The organism is Shewanella submarina (assembly GCF_042646185.1).
In the GTDB taxonomy this organism is placed as follows: Bacteria; Pseudomonadota; Gammaproteobacteria; order Enterobacterales; family Shewanellaceae; genus Shewanella; species Shewanella corallii.
On record NZ_JBHRTD010000012.1, the window covers coordinates 143,764 to 163,727 of the forward strand.

Genomic DNA, 19,964 nt, shown 5'->3' on the forward strand with positions numbered 1-19,964 from the left:
TGGAAGGGGCAGCTATTGTATCAGGGAGACGAGCTTTGCAGTAAATTGGTCAGGCAGCAAATCAGTCTGTGGATAGAAGAACCTGTTACCCACCTGCAGGTCAACACCAGTGGCTGGTCCAATAATATTCTTAAGGTTAATCACCGCTGGGTATTAAGAATCCCTAAACCCCTCACCCACAAGCACACTCACCAGATCTTACGTCCCAGACTACCACTGGAAAAATACGTGCTGGACAGGCTGGCCGACACTGACGTGGGCGCATTGCTTCCCAAAGCAGAGCTTTACAAACTGCAACTTGGCGAAGCGCACCTCGAGGTAATGCTTTATCCCCGCCTGCCCGGTGAGCACCTTAAGGCTGGTAGCAAGGTCTCCACAAGCGCCGCAACGCAATTGGGGCATTTTCTTGCCCGGTTGCATAGCCTGAATAATCTGTCACCCAGGATCACAAGTTATCCCTATGGCGATGAAGATCTGCCTGGCGAATTGCTGTCAGCAGTCTCAGCGTTATTACCCAAAAGCACTGTCGATTCGGCAAGACGCTATTTTACTGAATGGTATCCACAGTGGGAGCAGCACCAACATTTTTTAGTCTGCTGTCACAATGACCTGGGAAAGGCAAATCTGTTGTTTGAGCCGGATCAGCAACGCGTGGCTGGCGTGTTGGACTTTTCTGATATCTGTCTTGCAGAGCCCGCCAGGGATTTTGCTGCACTGGCGCGGATAATGACTCCTGAGACATTTAAGCGTGCTGTTGCCGCTTACAGAAAAACCGGCTCTGACTCGCTTTGGCAGGCGCTGCAACCTGATTCATTACCCAGAAGAATGCAGTACTATCAGCGACGCAAAGCAATATTTGTTGTCTGGTATGCGGTGACATTCGGCCAGCCCTATGGATTTACCAGCCAGATATCCAATCATCTGGCCTGGCTAAGCGCCGAGTTCGGTGAATAGCGTCATCGGCACTTACGGCAAGCCCTCTGCTCAACTTCCCCGCCTTAATGGCAGTTCAAGCCACACCTCCATGACTCCCTGACGATTCTTTTTACCTGCATAAGATGAAAAGTCGGCCAGTGTCACCCGGGTAACGTATCCCCCAAGGGCCAGGCAGGCATTGAGTTCCTGAACCAGATCTTCAGCTATAGGCTTATCAGATTCATGAAAATAACGGATCTCCTTCTTATCAATCGCAGAGGTCGTCCTTTCCTCTCCGGGAACAATATAACCACCGGCTTTCAGACACCTGGATAAAGCAACAGCTTGCTCCCTGGCTCCACCTGCAAATTGGAAATAAACCGTCTCCCTGTTCTTTGCCTGCTCCAGTGACTGCTCAATTCGTTCAGAATGTTTAATCACAGCGCTGATATTATCTCTGATTTTTGTTTGCGCACTTTGGTCTACCGAAGGGGCGCTCGACAACAGGGCATTGAGAGCGTTCAATTGCGAAGCCAAAGCTGCAAGTTGCTCGCCAAGTGCATCTACTTTCTGCTCCAGGGGCTGAATGTCACGTTGGTAAGTTTCGCTCAGGTTATTGGACATATCGTGCACATACTCAATTCTATCCAGTGTGCTATCCAACTGGTCCGCCTTGGGTCTGAACCGCTCAAGCTGCTCACTGGTTTCAGTGATTAGCGACTTCGCCGTGTTGGCCCTTACCTGACTATCAATGAACAATTCATCAATCTTACGCCGCTGTTCTTCAAATTTGCCACGGGCCAACTCCTTTATATGACCTTCCACGGAGGAAAGAACACTGACGCCCAAAATCCCCAGCACAGCGATTACCGCCAAACCTGCAGTGGTATACACCCTGAATAATTGGGATTGGACTCTTTTGGTTATGTTCTCTGCAAGTCGTCTTTCTATAAGTTCCAGCTTTTCATCATCCATGTCAACGCTCCACAAGTAAGCCTTAACTGACGAAGCTAGCAGGTCTCGGTGAATAAGACCCTTACCCGAAATAGTTAACAGACACAAAAAGGCCCGGCGATTGCCGGGCCTAATAGAGCGAATATCAGATTAGTCGTGGTGATGACCACCAACGCCATGGGCATGACCATGGGCAATCTCTTCATCTGTCGCTTCACGCACACCAGCCACTTCCAGTTCAAATGTCAAAGTGCGGCCTGCCAGCGGGTGGTTGATATCAATATCTGCCATAAACTTACCCACTTTAACCACAGTCACCTGACGCTGGCCCTGATCTGTGTGCACTATGGCTGCCATACCTGGCTTCCACACTTTGGCTCCCATCAGGTGCTTAACAGGTACCCGTTGAATAGCATCTTCAATCACTTCGCCATAGGTGTCGGCTGGATCAGGGGTTACTGTCAGCTTGTCACCCACAGCTTTGCCTTCCAGCTCATTCTCAATACCCGGCATCATATTGTCATTGCCATGCAAATAAGCGATGGGGTCCTGACCAAGATTGCTTTCCAGCACGTCGCCGTTTTCATCTTTCAGGGTGTAGTGGAACTGCACCACCATATTGTCCTGTACTGTCATCTCTGTATCTCTTTTCTCAATCTGCTTACAACAGGCCCATCACCTGTAAAGTTTGCTGCTGAGGGAAACCATCAGCCACCAATCCTTTACTGAGCTGATAAGATCTCAGGCCTGCTATGGATTTGGGGCCGAGGATACCATCAGGCTTACCGACGTCATACCCCAAATCATTAAGTTTGGACTGCATCTGTTTAATCGTTTCCCGGGACAGAGCTTGCTGCTCTGGCGCAGGCACCTGTAGATGACCTGCACCTGCAATCCGATCGGCAAGGTGACCTACCGACAGCGCATAAAATACAGAGCGATTCCAACGCATCATCACATCAAAGTTCTGATAAGTGATGAATGCCGGTCCAGTGTGACCCGCCGGTACATGTAATGTCGCCTGCATATCCAGAGCGGGAAGCTTGCCGCCATTGGCCTGAGTCAGGCCCAGCTTTGCCCAATCTGCCAGTGTCTTGGTTTTGCCATCACTCAGATGGGCGTAGTCAAAATCTTTCGGCAGAGTGACTTCACGTCCCCAGCGCTCATTACGATGCCAGCCCAGTTGCTGTAGAAAGTAAGCGGCTGATGACAGTGCATCATCTGTGCTGTTCCACAGGTCCGCTTTACCGTCGCCGTCACCATCAACGGCATAGTTGGCGTAGGCTGTTGGCATAAACTGTGTGTGCCCCATGGCACCGGCCCATGAGCCCACCATTTTGTCGTCACTGAAGCCATATTTTTGTTTAAGCTTCAGTGCCTGCATCAGCTCCTGGGTAAAGTAGGCACTGCGTCTGTGATCACAGGCCAGCGTCGCCAGCGAATCCAGCACAGGCATTTTGCCTTTGTAACCGCCAAAGTTGGTTTCCATTCCCCAGAAAGCAACCAGATACTGGGGAGGAACACCATACTCTTTGGTGAGTTTATCAAGCAAAGGGCGATGCTCTTTTAACAACTTTCGCCCCTGCTGTACCCGCCAGTCAGTCACTCTTTTATTGAAGTAACCGGCGAAGGTCTGAGTAAATTCCGGTTGCTTGCGATCCAGCTGAATCACCCGATTGACAATCTTCAGATTGCCCAGAGTGTCAGTCACTATGGTTTCATCGATCCCTTCTGCTCTGGCCGTTTCCTGTAAACTGACCAGACAGCGCTTGAACCCGGCTTCATCAAGCGGGGTTTGTGTGCCAGCACTGGCGCCACCGGCTACCAGCATGATGGCGAAAAGCGAATGGTACTTCTTCAATTCCGCTGCTCCGTACTTGTCCGTCCCTTGTCGAACTCTATGTTCGAATTCAATGAGCTTCATCCTGACCCATAGTGACCGTGATAACAATCAAGATTTTGGAGGAGAAGCACTGATTTGCTTAATTTTGACCAGTTAAAGTCAAAATGGTGCCCTTTGTAACCTGGATTTCATTGACCCCCGCCATTAATGACACGTTATAATGCCGGGGCTAATAAACCAAAGGGGATAAGCATGTCTGAATTAACGCCAGCTCTGGCAGCATTTATTGAAAACGTCAAAGACAGCCAGTGTGTTTGGGGACTGCAGGACCAGACTGGTGAAGGTTGGGTAGTATGTGACTCTGTTGAGTTCGAAGAGACAGATGTTATGCCGCTTTGGTCTACTGAAGAAAAGGCCAAAACCCACTGTACAGACGAATGGGCTGACTACCAGCCTGCAGCGATCCCGCTGGTCGACTTTCTGGAGTACTGGGTTTCTGACTTCAACGATGATGGTGTACTTGTGGGTGTAGACTGGGACGGCGAAAACGACTGTCTGGAGATGGACCCAATCGAACTGGCCAAAGAACTGGCTCACGTCGAAGAAGAAAGTAAGTAATCCCGGATTACCTGAAACAGGGCAGCCATCGCTGCCCTTTTGTTTATGACGCCAATTGATATTCCTTTCGAGTTCAGACACACCTGCTGGTTTTGCGGTGAACCCGGCAACAGAGAATTCAGCCTCAAAGGCGGCTCCAACTCTGTTCATCCTTCATTAAGCGTACCTTGCTGCAGTGAATGTAAGCCGATCGCAGCCAAGGCACCGTCGACATCTATCTGGGAATGTCAAACCTATGTAAAAGACGCCCTGATCAAACGTTATGCATCACACCTCGCCATTGGTGACAACTGGACCCGGGAAGAGCTGGAAGAATCAGAGTTCTCCTGCAAAATCCTTTCGGGTTTCAGGGAAAGTGGCTGGATGATGTATGAAATCGCCAGAGACAGGGTAAACTTTCGCGGCTGGGCACTGAGTCTTGATGGAGTCGCTCTGGATGAGCACTGGGATACCAGTTTCAGTTTCAATGGTCTGACATTTGCCAGCCTTGGCCGGGCGGTAGATTATTACCGGCAGCTTTATGGTTTGGACAGAGACTTTATGACCTCTTTGCTTAACCTGCTGGGACAAAGCCGATTTGGCTACGCCCTCAAGTTGGCCAAGCTTTACCGGACGTCGCCATCAAGAGACAAACAGAGATTACTGCGGGAGTTGGCTGACGAAGAGGACTGAGTTACACCTCACCCTCCTCCACCATTTTAATCCGTTCCTGCACCAGAGTGACCAACATATCCGGCTGAAATTTGGAGATAAATCGGTTACAACCCACCTTTTCAGCCATGGCATTGTTAAAGCTGCCAGACAGCGAAGTGTTGAGCACGACATACAGGTGCTTAAGTAAGGGGTCCTGCCTGATTTCATAGGTCAGCTTATAACCATCCATCTCAGGCATCTCGGCATCGGTAATCAGCATCAGCAGATTGTCATGATCTACCCGGCCCTCATCGGCCCACTGCTTTAACAGCTTGTACGCATCCAAGCCATCATTCACTGTGGTGATTTTTACTCCCAACGGCTCGAGTGTGCCCTTCACCTGGCGTCTTGCAGTCCCTGAATCATCGGCAACCAACACATGGGTTCCCACCATACGCGCGGCTAAATCAGACTCCAGCAACTCCTGAGAGACCTCAGTGTCATAGTCCACTATCTCTGCCAGCACCTTTTCCACATCGATAATGGAAACAATAGTGGTTTTTTTATCCATCTCCAATCTGGTGATAGCGGTGAGATAATTGTTGGCACCGGAATTTTTGGGCGGAGGCAGAATATCGTTCCAGGTCAGGTTAACGATATGCTCCACTTTACCAACCAGAAATGCCTGAATCGTCCGGTTATATTCGGTAATGATTAGATTACACTCCTGATTCAGTTCCATAGGCCGAAAACCTATAGCCCCTTTCAGGTTGATGACAGGAATAGACTGACCGCGAATATTGGCTACCCCACAGATGTGAGGGTGAGCTCCGGGCATCTGATTCAGACGGGGAACCTTAACCACTTCCCTGACCTTGAAGACGTTGATCGCAAAGACCTGTGTCGCATTGACGCGGAACAACAGCAGTTCCAGGCGGTTTTCGCCCACCAGCTGCGTTCTTTGATCAACGGCTTCCAATACTTTAGACATACGCTATCCCGTGCACTTCAGTGAATGATATGTGTCTGTAATTCCTTGTCCTTTATCGAGTATAACGACTTTACAGTCCCCTGAGGGCATGGCTGAAAATATTCGTTTTCAACAGCTTAAAATATAACCAGCAATGGGTTTACTCTTTCATTCGGCGAACATTACACCCAAAGCATAGCAAAGCCTGTAAAACTTGAGCGCCAGATTTATCTCAACTTATCCGGGGTTTGCGCGCCAGTATCATGCCGCTGAGATTGAACAGGTTGTGAGCCTTAATGATCTCAAATCCACACTGCTGGAGTTGCGCCACCATTTCACCGTGATCAAATCGATTTGTCTGGGGATGCTCGAACAAGCGTTTGCTGATGGGATTGCAGATGGCACTGCGGTATAGCTCCTCAATCAAAAACACGCCACCAGGCCTTAACACCCGGAACACTTCCAGTACCGCCGCCTGCCAGTCAGGAATATGGTGGAAAACCGCAAAGTTACACACCAGGTCAAAACTATCATCCGCAAACTCAAGGCCAGTGGCATCGCCAATAGCCACTGTGACGCTATCATCCATCTCATACAGTTGGCCTGTCGCCGCCACATGCTCACTGTCGAGATCAACCGCCGTCACTCTGGCCGCACCAAACCGCGACTTGATAAGCTTTATCCCCTGGCCATAACCGCAACCGATCTCCAGCGCGTCCTGAATATCGCCGGGGCCTGATTCGAACATGGACAATAACAGTGGCGCTTCAATTTTTTGTTGCACCCAAAACCTGAGCGGATGACTGACAATCGTTTTTTCTAATTGATTCAATTTCATCTGACTTGCATCCTGTGACATATAAGGTGATCACTCATATGGGCCAATACGTAAAATGAGCAACATAAGTTTATAAGAGGTACTCATGCAAATTCCCTTGTTCCCACTTCCGATATGTTTACTGCCGGGAGGCATGACTCAACTGCGGATCTTTGAGCCCAGATATCAGCGTTTGGTGGCAGAATCGATGAGGTCAGGCAGTGGCTTTGGGATGTGCATGCTGTCTGATGACCAAAAAGATATCCTGCCTATCGGGACACTGGCCCGCATAGAAGACTTCGAAACATTGGATGATGGTTTGCTGGGTATCAAAGTGCGTGGGAAACACAGGTTTGTTATCAATTCAATGGAAACTGAGTCCGACGGCCTGAGACAGGGAAAAGTCACCCTGCTGCCGGACTGGCCATCTGCACAACTTGAACGCCATGATGCCCTGATTGGCGATACTCTGAGAACGCTGCTTGAGCAACATCCGCAACATCTGGATCAATACGGAGAGGAAGATTTTGCCGACTCAAGCTGGTTATGCCAGCGCTGGTTGGAAATCATCCCAGTCAGTGCCATGGACAAACAGGCCTGTATCCGCAGTCCTGATCACACCAAAGCACTGGATTTTCTAAGAACGCTATTTAATGAGTGATCGATTTCCCCTTGTATGCCGTATACAGATTTGAATGGAACAAATCCGGTCAGAATTATGCAAAAACAAACGGCAAAAAGTGTCGGAAGTCGCTACCATCAAAGCAGTTATCACCCATCAGGGACAAACATGGAAGCGAAAGAGCAGTCGATGCAGGCACAGGAGCAAAAACAGCTATTGTTGCGGGTTGCCCAGCACAGGGATAGACAAGCCTTTGGCGACTTGTTCAAGCTTTTCTCTCCCAAGATCAGGGCATTTGGCGTTCAACGTCTTGGGCAGCAAGGTCTGGCGATGGACTTGCTGCAAGAAACCATGACAACTGTCTGGACCAAAGCGCACCTGTTTAATGCCGAAAAAGGCGCGGTAAGCACCTGGATATTTACCATCATGAGAAACCAGTGTTTTGACATGTTGCGTAAAGTTCAGCACAACCGCGAAGACGCCTTTGGCGATGATATCTGGCCGTTATTTGAGGACGTGGAAGCTGGCGACGGACTGGCTGACCACAAGATGTCGGACAAGCTGCTGGAAAACATGGATAAACTCCCCCCTCTTCAACGCCAGATTGTACAGGGAGTTTACCTGCAAGAGCTCAGTCAACAGGAGCTTGCCGAACGTTTGGGTATTCCCATAGGAACTGTAAAATCAAGGTTACGGCTTGGGCTCGAAAAACTGAGAAGCTATCTGGAGAAGCATCATGATTAAGTATCACCCCAGCGACGCCCTGCTGCAGGCACATGTAGCCGGAGAGCTTCCTTTGTCCATGAGCATTGCAGTCTCAGCACACTGCGAAATGTGTCAGGTATGCCAGGATAAAGTCCACAAAATGAACGCGGCGTTTGCCCAGGAGACCCTTGAGGCCGAAGCCTGTACAGAAACCGACCTGTGCGAGTTTAATTTCGACGGTATGTTGGAAGAGATCATGTCGAAACCTACAGCCCCGCAAGAGGTAACGCCAGATGCTATGGTTGAGGTGAACGGGGAGCAATACAAGCTACCCAAAGCCTTCCGCCACCAACTTCAGGACAGTTGGAGCGGCATCGGCAAGGTGAATCGAATGCGTTTCGACACTGCCGAGAATAAAGCCCGGGCCAGCCTGCTGCACATAGGTGCCGGAGGTGAAATCCCTGCGCATACTCACAAGGGTCAAGAGATTACCTTACTGTTGTCCGGCGACTTTTGCGACGAGTATAACGAATATCATCCCGGAGATTTCATCGTGATGAGCAGCGAACATGAGCATTCTCCCAGAACCCACTCAGGTTGCCTGTGTTACACAGTGGTAGATGCGCCGCTCTACTTTACCAAAGGAATAAGCAAGCTGTTGAATCCCATTGGTGAACTTATTTATTGAAAATTGTGGCACGGGCGACACATTGTCGCCCGATTGTTATCTAAACAGAATTGACAATCCCAAAACCATTGCTAATATTACTGCGGGTCGGGCATTTATTAACCGTCTGATCTCTCGCCAGGATTGACCTCTCAGGGTTTTCCCAGACAAAACCAAGTTCTTCAAGGCTTCACATTTTCGTCATATGAATGTGGTTGACTTGCTGAAACTGGATTTTGGGTCAATGCTTGAACCAACACACCATCACTGTTCCGTGGCTGCCGGAACTGAGGATATGTTTATTGAACCTATTTATTCGCCCCTAAGGCGAAATAAAGAAGAATAAAGGAGTGTGACTATGTCATACAAAATTGATAACCACGAAATTAACGTCTGTTTTCCGGTAGATTCCATCTCCATCAATAAAAATTCTATTGCTTTTACAGACAAACAGGGAAAGAACAAGCAAACCTTCTCGAAGCGCACTGAAGCGCTGAAGTTTATGAAGTGGTTGCTTAATCCAAACCAACGCTAATCAAGAAAAACACTCTTATCACGGCTCTGCCTCACCCTAACATCAGAGCGAGTGTTACCTCTCAAGATGCAAGAAACTCAAAAACGGTCAGGATGACATCTGCAACAAAAAGCAGATGAGCCTGACCGAAGAGCATCACCCCACAAACAACCCCGGGAATTTCCGCCGATACCTTGGCAACATGGTCTCGTTCCCAAGTACGCCCCCCTGATGAATGTAGATCCAGGTAGCATCAGGCTCTGCAGCAAAAGCCTGTTGAAGTGCCATCAAACCGACAGGATCGTAAAGCAGTTCAAATTCAACACCGCAGGCACAGGCCTGCTGCCAAAGAGTAAAAAACTCAGGATACAGCTTACCGAAATGATACTTACGGCCCAGCTCAACAATATCCGGATGCAAACTGCTATCAGGCTCAAGCTCATTGAATTGCAGCCTGAGGTAGTCCTCTCCTCCCACAGCCGGGACAGTTAATACACGGATATCCAACTGCTGACTGAAAAAGAACCTGGAAAGAAACAGCGCAGTCGTGCCGGTACCGGATGGCAACACTACCCGGACCTTATCTTTTGACTGAGCCTGTTGCCACTCAGCCAGTTCCAGTGCCAATTGCTCAACCCCGGAAGCCGCCAGATGACATCGTCCCCCTTCAGGCACAAACAGAGCCCCTTGTTTATACGGCAGCACCTTTTGGGCAATATATTCAGCGACACTGAGTCCTTCCCTGTCGTCCAACTCACCCACCTCAATAATCCGAGCCCCCAGTTCCAATGCAGCCCGATAATTACCATTGGGATTGTTCTTAAGCCATTGGCTGATGTGGTCGACATAAAACTCAAGCTGGCAACCTTTAAGCTGTGCCAATGACGCCATGGTAAAGAGAGAGTTTGCCTGGGCAGAGCCATAACCTATTAACGTATCTACATCGGAAAAATCCATCTCCAACAACGCCGAAAACTTGCGGGCCTTGTTGCCTCCGAATGCGGGATGAAGAAGGTCGTCCCGTTTGATAAAAACGTCGAGTCCCAGTAACTGTTTTTGTTCAATGGGAGAGTTTGCCAGCAGCATATTGAAATCAGAAAATGGAAATAGAGGGCAATTCTATACCAGATGACTCATTTGGCTGATATCTTGGTGAAAAATATCAATAAACAGTGATTCTCTTCATCAAGCCCCGTAAGCAGGCACAACTTTCCATTAAATATCATTAAGTTAACTTGTGGCATAGAAACTGCTTATATCCGAAGTTACTATAGCGATAATTTTGTGGGAGCGCTGATTTATGCCTGTTATTCGTTTAATCCTGAACATATTGTGGTTGGTTACCGGAGGCCTGGTGATGGGGCTGGCATGGTGGCTGGCGGGAGTGCTTTGTTTTATCAGTATTATTGGTATTCCTTTTGGTCGAGCCTGCTTCGTGATCGGCGAACTGGCGTTCTGGCCATTTGGACAGGATATCGCCAATCGTGAACAGGTCACGGGTCATGACGACATTGGAACAGGAACTGCAGGAATGATAGGTAACATTATCTGGTTCCTGCTGTTTGGACTTTGGTTGGGTATCGGCCATCTGACGCTGGCGGTAGGATGCTTCCTGTCTATTATTGGTATTCCATTCGGCCTGCAGCATCTTAAACTCGCCATTCTCAGCTTGATGCCCATAGGTCAAACTGTCGTCGCGAGAACTTAAGCTTAATCGCGAGAATTTGAGCTTAGTTGTTCAACTCTCGCCAGTAGGCATCCAGCAGGGCCTGAGTATCCAACGTATTCAGGCCCTGATTCAGTATATCCAACCATAGGCGTCCCTCTTCACTGCGTTGAAACGCCACAAATAAACTGGGCTCTGCCAGCAAGCGCCGACCAAACTGAAGTTTACTGCTCACCCCGGGTAAGCTGTCGGACTTCAGCAGGTATTCAGCTACATTCATATCCATTACGGCGCCATCAACCCGGGCCGTCGCCACCATTCTGATATTCTGTAAATCCGATGTGGCCTCACGTTTGGGCTGTTTATCACTTTCAAGCCAAGGCGATACTTCAGGTATGCCCAACACCTGAGGCCCAACCCCCAGAGTAAAGTTCCGCAGATCATCCATTTCCAGCCAGCTTAATGGGTGCAGTTTCATCTCAACCAAGCCAATAGGGCTGGTTGCTACAGGCTTTGAAAATACAAAGTCGCTGTTTTGATATTCGTAAACAGGAAGATAACCCAAATATTTACTGCCTGATTTACCCACCAGCTTGCTGGCTCGCCCAGCCCCATAGAAGTCTACTTTGACTTCATGACCCATTGCAGACAGCGCCTTTTTGATGACATACACAGCCGCGCCCTGTTCCGGTAGCGTCGGCCCCGCATAGGGAGGCCAATACACAGCAGTCAAATGGAGTGTGTCAGCCTTCGGAGTAAATGGTGTCAGCAGCAGACATGCTAAGATCAGCACAGAAAGCTGCCAGTTTCTCGTTCGTCGCATCTTATCCTCCCGCGATGACAATCCTGGATTGTCCTGCTTACCCCAACCCGGATTCAGTCTTCTGAGTATAGTCAGCAACCGATTTCCGAATAACGTAACTGGGTGAATTCTGCTTGAAGCTGTTTTGAAAATATTATTGGAAGGGTGAAGCTATCGGCTTGCCACAATAGATAAACGAAACGCCCGTAATTAAAACCGATAAACCCTGCTCGCGATAAATGTAAATACCGCAAATAGAATCGTGACCGTTATCACGCATGAGGTGTCAACTATACCCGCATGAGTAAAACAATTCACTATTCCTACCAGTATTACGCTATTTGTACAGAGATAATGGTCACAGTTAACTAATCCAAAGCTACGATAGAACCAATCTAAACATTTACTTTTCAATATCTTACAAACACCATTAAACTCCCGTCATATCCTTACAAATAATATGGTTACCAAGGAAGCTACAGATGAAAACCGTCACTTTGACCTCTCTATGCATCAGTATTGCATTGAGCGCCCCGGCTTTTGCCGCTGAGCCGATTCAAGTTATTGAGCCAGCTAAAATCACACAACCTGAAAAGGTGGAGCTGGGCAAAATGCTGTACTTTGAACCACGTCTGTCGAAGTCAGGTTTTATCTCCTGTAACTCTTGTCACAACCTGTCAATTGGCGGTGTTGATGCCATTCCAACCTCTATCGGTGACCAATGGCAGGAAGGCCCGATCAATGCGCCGACTGTTCTGAACGCTGACTATATGCTGGCGCAATTCTGGGATGGTCGTGCCAAGGACCTGAAAGAGCAAGCTGGCGGCCCTATTGCCAACCCTAAAGAGATGGGTTTCACCCATGAACTGGCTATAGACACTATCGCCTCTATGCCTGCTTATCGCGCAGTATTTAAAGAGGTCTATGGTGATGACAAAGTGGATATGGACCGAATCACTGACGCCATCGCGGCCTTTGAAAAGACTCTGGTGACGCCGAACAGTCCGTTCGATCTGTATCTGAAAGGTGATAAGCAGGCTATCACAGCCGATGCCAAAGCCGGTTACCAACTGTTTAAAGACCGTGGTTGTATCGCATGTCACTCCGGTCCGGCAGTGGGCGGTACCATGTATATGAAGATGGGTCTGATTAAGCCTTACCACACAGATAATCCGTCAGAAGGTCGTAAGGCTGTAACCGGCAAAGAAGCTGACAAATTCGTCTTTAAGGTGCCAACCCTGCGTAACATTGAGTTGACCTACCCCTACTTCCACGACGGCAGCGTATGGACTCTGGAAGAAGCGGTAAACACCATGATTGATATCCAGTTGGGTCAATCTCTGACTGAACAGGAAACCGCTCAGATGGTGAGTTTCCTGAAGTCACTGACCGGAGAGCAGCCACAGATCACTCTGCCTATTCTGCCGCCGTCCAACCACAAGACGCCTCGTCCACAGCCATTTGTGGCGGACTAAGTCAGAGAGTCAGGCCTTAGCCCAACTGAGCTCAGGACAAGCATCAACAAGCGCCGCAATTCGCGGCGCTTTTCTTTTGCTATCAATAGACTGCTTGTTACTATGCAGATGTTAAAGCAAGGAAATTAAAACAATGAACTATTGGCTGATGAAGTCTGAACCCGATGAGTTCAGCATTGATGATTTACAAAAAGTGGGACAGGAACCCTGGACAGGTATACGTAATTACCAGGCCCGCAATTTTATGCGTGACAGCATGCAGATTGGCGATCAGATTCTGTTTTATCACTCCAGCTGCAAAGTCCCTGCGGTTGTGGGCATCGCCAAAGTGGCATCCCAGCCCTATGCAGATTTCTCAGCATTTGACCCTGAGTCAAAGTACTTCGATCCCAAGTCATCACCGGAAAATCCACGCTGGCAGATGGTTGATATCAGCTTTATCAGCAAGCTGGCTAAGCCTGTAACCCTGAGCAGTATCAAAGCCTGCCCCGAATTGAATACCATGGCGCTGGTCAATCGCAGTCGGCTGAGCATTCAGCCAGTCACGGAGCAGGAGTGGCAGCAAGTGCTCGCTATGGGTACCTGATCACTGCATCATGATGTGCCTCTACCCAAGCGCATCATGATAAAACCCGGGCCGGCTGAACTCTTCCAGTATCAGTTGGGTGAAGAGCTGCCCTGCGCGCCCCAAAGGCCGCTCCCGGGTAGACACCAGCCTTGGAGTGAAGGTAAACCGATTTCCTCCGGCATAATCTACCCTGGCCAGCTTTCCGGCTTTGAGCTCCTCTTCTACCAGATAATCCGGCATCCAGCCAAAACCCAACCCTTTAAGCAGTGCGCTTTTTTTCATCACAAAGCCAGACAGATAAAACACCTTATCGCCACCGAACTGCATATCGTCCTGATAACCAAGATCCGGTGACGAGTCTTCAATAGTCAGCTCTACATGCTGCTGCAGCTCGTGCAATTGCACCTGTTTCATCCCGGCCAACCTGTGAGCTGGTGACACCACCAACACACTGGCTATTTCAGGCAGGTCTCTGGGGTCATACTGAGGTGCACCTCGAAAGTCTTTTACCAACATCAAGTTAGCTTTATCCCGTTCGAATCTGTGTTGCACGCCCCCCAAAAACTCAACCGACAACTGGATTTTTGTCGGCACCTTGTGCTCTGCCATACGTTTAAGAGCGACCAGGATCGGCTCCATGGGCAAAGCACCATCGATGACCATCTCAAGTCTTGGCTCCCAGCCATCGCTGTAACTTTGTGCCAAATGTTCAATATTGGCCATTTGCGCCAACAGCTTTTGTCCTTCCGCCAGGATAGCCCTGCCCTCAGGGGTCAGTTCAGCCCGGTATTTATCGCGACAAAAAAGTGTGACTCCCAGATGTTGCTCCAGCTTTTTAACCTGATAGCTGATGGCAGACTGAGCCTTATGTAACTTCTCAGCTGCAGCAGCAAAACTGCCGCACTCCACCAACACCTGCAGAACTTTAAAGCTCTCAATATCGATTTTCACTACTGCTCCCTGTCACGCTGCCGTGACACACCAAGTCACTGATATCACAATTAGCCGTATCTGCTGCGGGTTACGGCCGCCGACGCTGCCAGTCCTATGGCTCAACTCTTGTAACGCCAACATTACCATCTATTTTTTTGATTGAGTTGACCCATTTATTATTCTTTTCTTTGTTAATCCGTGCAACTAGATTGTTAACAAGATCACAGAATCAGCTTTGCCTGCCCATAAAGATAAGCAACGAACGCAATGCAAACTGAGTAAGGAAAAGGAAGACTGATATGCCGTTTTATGTAAAGCAGGGACAAGTGCCCTCCAAAAGACATATAGCGTTTGAGAAACCAGACGGAGAGCTTTATCGGGAAGAGCTGTTCTCCACCCATGGTTTTGCCAATATCTACTCCAACAAGTATCACCACAACATGCCCACCAAGGCGTTGGAAGTAGAAGCGCTGAACATTGGCCATGGTGACAGCTGGCAGGACAGCCTGATCCAGAACTATAAACTGGACTCCCGTAAAGCGGATAAACAGGGCAACTTCTATAGCGCCCGTAATAAGCTGTTCTTCAACAACGATGTCGCCATGTATACCGCGTCAGTCACTGAAGATACCGACACCTTTTACCGTAACGCCTATGCTGATGAAGTGATTTTTGTCCATGAGGGCGAAGGTAAGCTTTACAGTGAGTATGGTGTGCTGGAGGTAAAGCGTTGGGACTATCTGGTTATCCCTAGAGGCACCACTTACCAGCTTAAATTCGACAGCTATGACAATGTTCGCCTGTTTGTGATTGAAGCCTTCTCCATGGTGGAGGTGCCCAAACACTTCCGCAACGAATATGGTCAGCTATTGGAGTCAGCACCTTATTGTGAACGTGACATCCGGGTACCGGAACTGCAGGACGCCATTGTAGAGAAAGGCAGCTTCCCACTGATTAGCAAGTTTGGTGATAAATACCAGCAAATTCAGCTGCAATGGCACCCCTTTGACCTGGTTGGCTGGGATGGCTGTGTCTATCCATGGGCATTCAACATTCAGGAGTACGCTCCCAAGGTAGGCAAAATTCATCTGCCACCGTCTGATCATCTGGTGTTTACCGCTCACAACTTTGTGATTTGTAACTTTGTGCCGCGCCTGTATGACTTCCATCCCAAGGCGATTCCGGCCCCTTACTACCACAACAATATCGATAGCGACGAGGTGCTTTACTACGTCGACGGCGACTTTATGAGCCGCAAAGGTATCGAAGCCGGGTATCTGACCCTACACCAAAAAGGTGTACCCCATGGCCCGCAGCCAGGTAAGACTGAAGCCTCGATCGGCAAGACAGAAACCTATGAATATGCGGTGATGGTAGACACTTTTGCACCACTGAATCTGACAGACAATGTACGTGACTGCATGAGCCAGGACTATAACCGCTCCTGGCTGGAAGAGTAACGTCGATTTTTGAAAACCAATTTGAACAAACGGCCAATAGAGCCGGCAAACTATTGAAAGAGGACACAACCATGGCAAGCGAACAGAATCCACTGGGCCTGATGGGCATCGAGTTTACCGAATTTGCCACGACCGACACGGATTTCATGCACCAGGTGTTTATCGACTTTGGTTTCTCCATGTTAAAAAAAGCCAAAGATAAAGAGATCTACTACTACAAGCAGAATGACATCAACTTTTTGTTGAACCGCGAACGTGCCGGTTTCTCTGCAGAGTTCGCCAAGAGCCATGGTCCCGCTATCTGCTCAATGGGCTGGCGTGTAGAAGATGCTGAGTTCGCCTTTAAAACAGCAGTAGAGCGTGGTGCCAAACCTGCCAACGATTGCCACAAGGATATGCCTTATCCGGCCATTTACGGTATTGGAGACAGCCTGATCTACTTTATTGATACCTTTGGTCCGGACAACAACATCTACACCACTGATTTTGAAGATCTGGCCAAACCACAAATCGTGGCTGACAAAGGCTTTATGGAAGTCGATCACCTGACCAATAATGTCTACAAGGGCACTATGGAGCACTGGGCCAAGTTCTACAAAGAGATCTTTGGTTTTACCGAAGTACGTTACTTCGACATCAGTGGTGTGCAGACAGCGCTTCTCTCGTACGCTCTGCGCTCACCGGATGGCAGCTTCTGCATCCCGATTAACGAAGGTAAGGGTAACGACAACAACCAGATTGATGAGTACCTGCGCGAATATGACGGTCCAGGCGTGCAGCACCTGGCGTTCCGCAGCCGCGACATCGTCGGCTCTCTGGATGCGATGGAAGGTACCTCAATTGAAACTCTGGATATTATCCCTGAGTACTATGACACCATCTTTGACAAGGTTCCTCAGGTTACCGAAGACAGAGATCGCATCAAGCATCACCAGATCCTGGTAGATGGAGATGACTCAGGCTATCTGCTGCAGATTTTCACCAAGAACCTGTTCGGTCCTATCTTTATCGAAATCATCCAGCGTAAAAACAACCTGGGCTTCGGTGAAGGTAACTTCCAGGCACTGTTCGAGTCTATCGAACGTGACCAGATGAAGCGCGGTGTGCTGTAACTCTCACTGTCGTTATTCAGCTTGAAAAAACCGGCATTCCCTCAGGGAGTGCCGGTTTTCTTCATCACAGGAATCCACTAAAATCCGGCCACCCTAACATTGTATAAAATAGACATAACTTTCTATGCCTGATATCGCACTGCTCGCGGTGTTTATCCCGACTTTCTTCTTTGTAGCCATCACCCCTGGAATGTGCATGACCCTGGCCATGACATTGGGGATGAGCATTGGCGTTCGCCGTACCCTGTGGATGATGCTGGGTGAACTGGTCGGTGTCGCTGTGGTTGCCATTTCCGCTGTGATTGGCGTGGCGGCACTGATGCTAAAGTACCCTGTGATATTTGAATTCCTCAAATGGGTCGGTGGCGCTTACCTTATCTATATAGGCATCAACATGTGGCGCTCACGTGGCAAAATGGCCATTGTGGAAGGCGCACCGCCGGAAGTATCCAACATCGCATTAATTTCGCAGGGATTCATCACCGCCATTGCTAACCCCAAAGGTTGGGCCTTTATGGTGTCATTACTGCCCCCCTTTATTAATGTGGAGCAATCTGTAGCACCGCAGTTGGCAGCTCTGGTTTTGATTATTCTGATGACAGAGTTCAGCTCTATGCTGGCCTACGCTTCAGGTGGTAAAACGCTTCGAATATTCCTGTCCCGTGGCGACAATATTCGTTGGCTGAACCGTATTGCGGGCACTCTGATGGTAGGTGTTGGACTGTGGCTGGCTCTGGGTTAACCCCCTGCTCTCCTCTCCATAAATACAGAAGCCGGGATATCCCGGCTTTTTGTTTCGCGAAAAGCAAACTAACTCTCCGTCGCAAATATCCATTCCCGTCAGTGATCATGCTCAGCGTTTCTATTACTGATGGTGGTCAGCTTAATCTTGCTGTGCTGTTATCCATGTATTATCAGAGAGATAAAGTCCAATTAGCGACAGGGGGGTTAGACCATGCTTAGACAAATATTCGCCAGCCTGACCGTCAGTCTTGCAGGCCTGCTTCTCACTGCCTGTAGCTTAACCTCTGAGTCAGACTCAGGGCAGGTGCAGCTCACCACAAGTGAACGGCAATTACCCGGACCATGTGAGCATCTGGGCTTTATTGAGGTCAGTGAGAGTGGTTTAAGCATTGAGAGTGCACACGCCAACGCCGAATATGCTCTGAGCTCGAAGGCAGCCGAACGCAAAACCAGCCATGTCTCTCTCAATCAACAGGAACACACTGAAGGAATATTGCTCTATACCCAAAATCTGGGTGGCAATATCTACCGCTGCAATCCCTGAACATTGCCGCACTTCGACACCAGTCTGATCACGCAATTTATCGAACGCTGATCTCTTTGCTGCTAAATAAACGCCTACGGATATCTCATCAGTCAGCACCCCAGACTGCCATCAAACGCAGGCCATATCGCGTTGACAAGACACTCATCCTCCCTAACCTCAAACAGGCGATTGCTGAATAGCTCGAAGCCGGGTTGGCTGAAGTGAGCAGACAAGGGGTTCATAAAACCGTGCAGAAAAGGAACCTGCTGGAGGGTCAGGTTAGTTTTGCCTTCCAGCTTCAGCATCAACTCTTCGACACTGAAGTGAGATTCTAATGCAGGAAAAATACAGTGAGTAGGAACAACCGGATTAATCCGGGAATAGTGACGTATCTGCCCGCCATAAAAGAGCACTGCACCAGACACCTTGCCCATCACCTTATGCTCACTTAAGGCCCAGATAGCGGCTGCTCCCGCGCTGAAGCCGACAAGAGAGATCTTGTCATCACCACAACTCATCAGCTCTGCTTGCAAAAGCGCAATATAGCCCTCCATACCAACCTCAGAGCTGAACGCCCCATAGGCCTGGGCTTCATTCATAAATTGCCGATAGATACCAGCATAGGGGTCGATAATCTGCACCTGAGCGTGTTCCCCTGTTAACTTTTCAGCAAAGGCTTCCAGTTCCGGAGTGCGCCCAAAAATGTCAGTAACCAGTATCCGTTTCATGACTATCCCTGTTTCTGATAAGTGGGTAATAAAAAAGGACGCCGTGGCGTCCTTTCTCAATCAAATGCTGACTAGCCCTGGGAGACCATTACCATAGCCGGACGCAGCAGGCGGTCGTTCAGCATGTAACCTTTCTGCATCACCAGCATCACGGTATTGGCTGGGTGCTCAGCACTCGGCTGCATACCGATTGCCTGATGCTGCTCTGGGTTGAAAGCTTGACCCATAGGATCGACTGCGGTGATACCGAATTTTGCCACGGCTGTCATCAGTGACTTCAGAGTCAGCTCCACACCTTCGATAATGGCTTTGGCGGCGTCGTCTTCCACAGAGCCCAACAGTGCGCGCTCCATATTGTCGATGACCGGCAGCAGTTCGTTGGCAAACTTTTCCAAAGCGAACTTATGTGCTTTTTCTACGTCCAGCGCAGCACGACGACGGATATTTTCCATTTCGGCCACGGCGCGCAGTGCAGCGTCTTTCTCTTCTTTGGCTTTGTTTTCAGCTTCTGCCAGTGCCTGCTCAAGCTCTTCAATTCGGAAATTGGCCTGGGTCAACTCATCCACCAGTGCAGCGTCTTCCTGGGAAACCTGGGTCTCAACCACTTCTTCAACCTGGTCCTGCGGTGCTTGCTTGTGTTCGTTGCTCATTGTTACTCCAGCTAAAAATGCTTTGTTTCTGCATACTCTGGG

24 protein-coding genes are annotated in these 19,964 nt (G+C 49.1%); 14 read left to right on the plus strand and 10 right to left on the minus strand.

The window, feature by feature from the left end; all coding sequences use genetic code 11:
* Positions 1-15: 15 nt before the first annotated feature.
* Positions 16-954, plus strand: a complete 939-nt coding sequence (locus tag ACFOE0_RS09605; protein ID WP_248935669.1) for an aminoglycoside phosphotransferase family protein — start codon at positions 16-18, stop codon at positions 952-954.
* 30 nt (positions 955-984) lie between these two features.
* On the opposite strand, the gene ACFOE0_RS09610 is transcribed toward ACFOE0_RS09605, so the two are convergent.
* The 3 genes from ACFOE0_RS09610 to ACFOE0_RS09620 all read right to left on the minus strand — a co-directional run bounded on the left by ACFOE0_RS09610 (position 985) and on the right by ACFOE0_RS09620 (position 3,700).
* Positions 985-1,890, minus strand: a complete 906-nt coding sequence (locus ACFOE0_RS09610) for a hypothetical protein (RefSeq protein ID WP_248935670.1) — start codon at positions 1,888-1,890, stop codon at positions 985-987.
* Between the two features lie 129 nt (positions 1,891-2,019).
* Complete coding sequence (locus ACFOE0_RS09615) at positions 2,020-2,505, minus strand: FKBP-type peptidyl-prolyl cis-trans isomerase (RefSeq protein ID WP_248935671.1); 486 nt, start codon at positions 2,503-2,505, stop codon at positions 2,020-2,022.
* A 25-nt stretch (positions 2,506-2,530) separates the two neighbouring features.
* On the minus strand, positions 2,531-3,700 hold the full coding sequence (locus tag ACFOE0_RS09620) for a lytic murein transglycosylase (protein WP_380711989.1): 1,170 nt from the start codon (positions 3,698-3,700) through the stop codon (positions 2,531-2,533).
* A gap of 264 nt (positions 3,701-3,964) precedes the next feature.
* On the opposite strand from ACFOE0_RS09620, the gene ACFOE0_RS09625 reads away from it, so the two are divergent.
* Together ACFOE0_RS09625 and ACFOE0_RS09630 are read left to right on the plus strand one after the other, a co-directional pair.
* The gene (locus ACFOE0_RS09625) at positions 3,965-4,330 is read left to right on the plus strand and encodes a DUF2750 domain-containing protein (RefSeq protein WP_115134590.1); all 366 of its coding nucleotides are present in this window, start codon (positions 3,965-3,967) and stop codon (positions 4,328-4,330) included.
* Positions 4,331-4,375: 45 nt separating this feature from the next.
* The gene (locus ACFOE0_RS09630) at positions 4,376-5,002 is read left to right on the plus strand and encodes a hypothetical protein (RefSeq protein WP_248935673.1); all 627 of its coding nucleotides are present in this window, start codon (positions 4,376-4,378) and stop codon (positions 5,000-5,002) included.
* 1 nt (position 5,003) lies between these two features.
* Here the strand turns inward: ACFOE0_RS09630 and ACFOE0_RS09635 are convergent, their stop codons facing one another.
* Together ACFOE0_RS09635 and ACFOE0_RS09640 are read right to left on the minus strand one after the other, a co-directional pair.
* The gene (locus ACFOE0_RS09635) at positions 5,004-5,954 is read right to left on the minus strand and encodes a chemotaxis protein CheV (RefSeq protein WP_248935674.1); all 951 of its coding nucleotides are present in this window, start codon (positions 5,952-5,954) and stop codon (positions 5,004-5,006) included.
* A 211-nt stretch (positions 5,955-6,165) separates the two neighbouring features.
* Positions 6,166-6,771 carry a class I SAM-dependent methyltransferase gene (locus ACFOE0_RS09640; RefSeq protein WP_248935675.1) on the minus strand — a complete coding sequence of 202 codons (606 nt, stop codon included), beginning with the start codon at positions 6,769-6,771 and terminating at the stop codon, positions 6,166-6,168.
* Between the two features lie 85 nt (positions 6,772-6,856).
* Here ACFOE0_RS09640 and ACFOE0_RS09645 point away from each other — a divergent pair, with 85 nt between their 5' ends.
* The 4 genes from ACFOE0_RS09645 (at position 6,857) to ACFOE0_RS09660 (ending at position 9,279) form a co-directional block, all read left to right on the plus strand.
* Positions 6,857-7,411 (plus strand): LON peptidase substrate-binding domain-containing protein, encoded by a 555-nt coding sequence (locus tag ACFOE0_RS09645; RefSeq protein WP_248935676.1) that lies wholly within the window; start codon positions 6,857-6,859, stop codon positions 7,409-7,411.
* A 129-nt stretch (positions 7,412-7,540) separates the two neighbouring features.
* A complete protein-coding gene (locus ACFOE0_RS09650; protein ID WP_380711877.1) occupies positions 7,541-8,116 on the plus strand; it encodes a sigma-70 family RNA polymerase sigma factor in 576 nt (191 codons plus the stop codon).
* On the plus strand, positions 8,109-8,765 hold the full coding sequence (locus ACFOE0_RS09655; protein WP_248935678.1) for a ChrR family anti-sigma-E factor: 657 nt from the start codon (positions 8,109-8,111) through the stop codon (positions 8,763-8,765). Before ACFOE0_RS09650 ends, ACFOE0_RS09655 begins: the two co-directional genes overlap by 8 nt.
* Before the next feature lie 337 nt (positions 8,766-9,102).
* Entirely contained in the window at positions 9,103-9,279 is a 177-nt protein-coding gene (locus tag ACFOE0_RS09660) for a hypothetical protein (RefSeq protein WP_115134603.1), read from the plus strand.
* A gap of 135 nt (positions 9,280-9,414) precedes the next feature.
* Here ACFOE0_RS09660 and ACFOE0_RS09665 read toward each other — a convergent pair whose 3' ends face one another.
* A complete protein-coding gene (locus tag ACFOE0_RS09665) occupies positions 9,415-10,344 on the minus strand; it encodes a pyridoxal-phosphate dependent enzyme (protein WP_248935679.1) in 930 nt (309 codons plus the stop codon).
* Between the two features lie 214 nt (positions 10,345-10,558).
* On the opposite strand from ACFOE0_RS09665, the gene ACFOE0_RS09670 reads away from it, so the two are divergent.
* A complete protein-coding gene (locus tag ACFOE0_RS09670; protein WP_248935680.1) occupies positions 10,559-10,966 on the plus strand; it encodes a YccF domain-containing protein in 408 nt (135 codons plus the stop codon).
* A 22-nt stretch (positions 10,967-10,988) separates the two neighbouring features.
* On the opposite strand, the gene ACFOE0_RS09675 is transcribed toward ACFOE0_RS09670, so the two are convergent.
* Positions 10,989-11,747 carry an ABC transporter gene (locus ACFOE0_RS09675; RefSeq protein WP_248935681.1) on the minus strand — a complete coding sequence of 253 codons (759 nt, stop codon included), beginning with the start codon at positions 11,745-11,747 and terminating at the stop codon, positions 10,989-10,991.
* Between the two features lie 461 nt (positions 11,748-12,208).
* On the opposite strand from ACFOE0_RS09675, the gene ACFOE0_RS09680 reads away from it, so the two are divergent.
* Both ACFOE0_RS09680 and ACFOE0_RS09685 read left to right on the plus strand, forming a co-directional pair.
* Complete coding sequence (locus tag ACFOE0_RS09680; protein WP_248935682.1) at positions 12,209-13,201, plus strand: cytochrome-c peroxidase; 993 nt, start codon at positions 12,209-12,211, stop codon at positions 13,199-13,201.
* A gap of 133 nt (positions 13,202-13,334) precedes the next feature.
* Positions 13,335-13,787 (plus strand): EVE domain-containing protein, encoded by a 453-nt coding sequence (locus ACFOE0_RS09685; protein WP_248935683.1) that lies wholly within the window; start codon positions 13,335-13,337, stop codon positions 13,785-13,787.
* 21 nt (positions 13,788-13,808) lie between these two features.
* Here ACFOE0_RS09685 and ACFOE0_RS09690 read toward each other — a convergent pair whose 3' ends face one another.
* The gene (locus ACFOE0_RS09690; protein ID WP_248935684.1) at positions 13,809-14,720 is read right to left on the minus strand and encodes a LysR family transcriptional regulator; all 912 of its coding nucleotides are present in this window, start codon (positions 14,718-14,720) and stop codon (positions 13,809-13,811) included.
* 281 nt (positions 14,721-15,001) lie between these two features.
* Between ACFOE0_RS09690 and ACFOE0_RS09695 the strand changes: the two genes are divergently transcribed.
* The 4 genes from ACFOE0_RS09695 (at position 15,002) to ACFOE0_RS09710 (ending at position 18,562) form a co-directional block, all read left to right on the plus strand.
* A complete protein-coding gene (locus tag ACFOE0_RS09695) occupies positions 15,002-16,162 on the plus strand; it encodes a homogentisate 1,2-dioxygenase (protein WP_248935685.1) in 1,161 nt (386 codons plus the stop codon).
* Between the two features lie 71 nt (positions 16,163-16,233).
* Complete coding sequence (gene hppD / locus ACFOE0_RS09700) at positions 16,234-17,274, plus strand: 4-hydroxyphenylpyruvate dioxygenase (protein WP_248935686.1); 1,041 nt, start codon at positions 16,234-16,236, stop codon at positions 17,272-17,274.
* Positions 17,275-17,398: 124 nt separating this feature from the next.
* Positions 17,399-18,016 carry a LysE family translocator gene (locus ACFOE0_RS09705; protein WP_248935687.1) on the plus strand — a complete coding sequence of 206 codons (618 nt, stop codon included), beginning with the start codon at positions 17,399-17,401 and terminating at the stop codon, positions 18,014-18,016.
* A gap of 213 nt (positions 18,017-18,229) precedes the next feature.
* Positions 18,230-18,562 (plus strand): hypothetical protein, encoded by a 333-nt coding sequence (locus ACFOE0_RS09710; protein WP_248935688.1) that lies wholly within the window; start codon positions 18,230-18,232, stop codon positions 18,560-18,562.
* A 92-nt stretch (positions 18,563-18,654) separates the two neighbouring features.
* Here the strand turns inward: ACFOE0_RS09710 and ACFOE0_RS09715 are convergent, their stop codons facing one another.
* Positions 18,655-19,272, minus strand: coding sequence for a dienelactone hydrolase family protein (locus ACFOE0_RS09715; protein ID WP_248935689.1), 618 nt, complete (start codon positions 19,270-19,272; stop codon positions 18,655-18,657).
* Positions 19,273-19,343: 71 nt separating this feature from the next.
* On the minus strand, positions 19,344-19,922 hold the full coding sequence (gene grpE, locus ACFOE0_RS09720; RefSeq protein WP_115138995.1) for a nucleotide exchange factor GrpE: 579 nt from the start codon (positions 19,920-19,922) through the stop codon (positions 19,344-19,346).
* Positions 19,923-19,964: the final 42 nt, after the last annotated feature.

What these genes read in the sequence shown, in the direction of transcription:
- ACFOE0_RS09655 (WP_248935678.1), top strand. Translation starts at nt 8,109, where the DNA reads ATGATTAAGTATCACCCCAGCGACGCCCTGCTGCAGGCACATGTAGCC.
- ACFOE0_RS09615 (WP_248935671.1), bottom strand. Translation starts at nt 2,505, where the DNA reads ATGACAGTACAGGACAATATGGTGGTGCAGTTCCACTACACCCTGAAA.
- ACFOE0_RS09625 (WP_115134590.1), top strand. Translation starts at nt 3,965, where the DNA reads ATGTCTGAATTAACGCCAGCTCTGGCAGCATTTATTGAAAACGTCAAA.
- ACFOE0_RS09715 (WP_248935689.1), bottom strand. Translation starts at nt 19,272, where the DNA reads ATGAAACGGATACTGGTTACTGACATTTTTGGGCGCACTCCGGAACTG.
- grpE (WP_115138995.1), bottom strand. Translation starts at nt 19,922, where the DNA reads ATGAGCAACGAACACAAGCAAGCACCGCAGGACCAGGTTGAAGAAGTG.
- hppD (WP_248935686.1), top strand. Translation starts at nt 16,234, where the DNA reads ATGGCAAGCGAACAGAATCCACTGGGCCTGATGGGCATCGAGTTTACC.
- ACFOE0_RS09645 (WP_248935676.1), top strand. Translation starts at nt 6,857, where the DNA reads ATGCAAATTCCCTTGTTCCCACTTCCGATATGTTTACTGCCGGGAGGC.
- ACFOE0_RS09705 (WP_248935687.1), top strand. Translation starts at nt 17,399, where the DNA reads ATGCCTGATATCGCACTGCTCGCGGTGTTTATCCCGACTTTCTTCTTT.
- ACFOE0_RS09650 (WP_380711877.1), top strand. Translation starts at nt 7,541, where the DNA reads ATGGAAGCGAAAGAGCAGTCGATGCAGGCACAGGAGCAAAAACAGCTA.
- ACFOE0_RS09620 (WP_380711989.1), bottom strand. Translation starts at nt 3,700, where the DNA reads ATGCTGGTAGCCGGTGGCGCCAGTGCTGGCACACAAACCCCGCTTGAT.
- ACFOE0_RS09640 (WP_248935675.1), bottom strand. Translation starts at nt 6,771, where the DNA reads ATGAAATTGAATCAATTAGAAAAAACGATTGTCAGTCATCCGCTCAGG.
- ACFOE0_RS09675 (WP_248935681.1), bottom strand. Translation starts at nt 11,747, where the DNA reads ATGCGACGAACGAGAAACTGGCAGCTTTCTGTGCTGATCTTAGCATGT.
- ACFOE0_RS09680 (WP_248935682.1), top strand. Translation starts at nt 12,209, where the DNA reads ATGAAAACCGTCACTTTGACCTCTCTATGCATCAGTATTGCATTGAGC.
- ACFOE0_RS09685 (WP_248935683.1), top strand. Translation starts at nt 13,335, where the DNA reads ATGAACTATTGGCTGATGAAGTCTGAACCCGATGAGTTCAGCATTGAT.
- ACFOE0_RS09665 (WP_248935679.1), bottom strand. Translation starts at nt 10,344, where the DNA reads ATGCTGCTGGCAAACTCTCCCATTGAACAAAAACAGTTACTGGGACTC.
- ACFOE0_RS09610 (WP_248935670.1), bottom strand. Translation starts at nt 1,890, where the DNA reads ATGGATGATGAAAAGCTGGAACTTATAGAAAGACGACTTGCAGAGAAC.
- ACFOE0_RS09695 (WP_248935685.1), top strand. Translation starts at nt 15,002, where the DNA reads ATGCCGTTTTATGTAAAGCAGGGACAAGTGCCCTCCAAAAGACATATA.
- ACFOE0_RS09710 (WP_248935688.1), top strand. Translation starts at nt 18,230, where the DNA reads ATGCTTAGACAAATATTCGCCAGCCTGACCGTCAGTCTTGCAGGCCTG.
- ACFOE0_RS09630 (WP_248935673.1), top strand. Translation starts at nt 4,376, where the DNA reads ATGACGCCAATTGATATTCCTTTCGAGTTCAGACACACCTGCTGGTTT.
- ACFOE0_RS09660 (WP_115134603.1), top strand. Translation starts at nt 9,103, where the DNA reads ATGTCATACAAAATTGATAACCACGAAATTAACGTCTGTTTTCCGGTA.
- ACFOE0_RS09635 (WP_248935674.1), bottom strand. Translation starts at nt 5,954, where the DNA reads ATGTCTAAAGTATTGGAAGCCGTTGATCAAAGAACGCAGCTGGTGGGC.
- ACFOE0_RS09670 (WP_248935680.1), top strand. Translation starts at nt 10,559, where the DNA reads ATGCCTGTTATTCGTTTAATCCTGAACATATTGTGGTTGGTTACCGGA.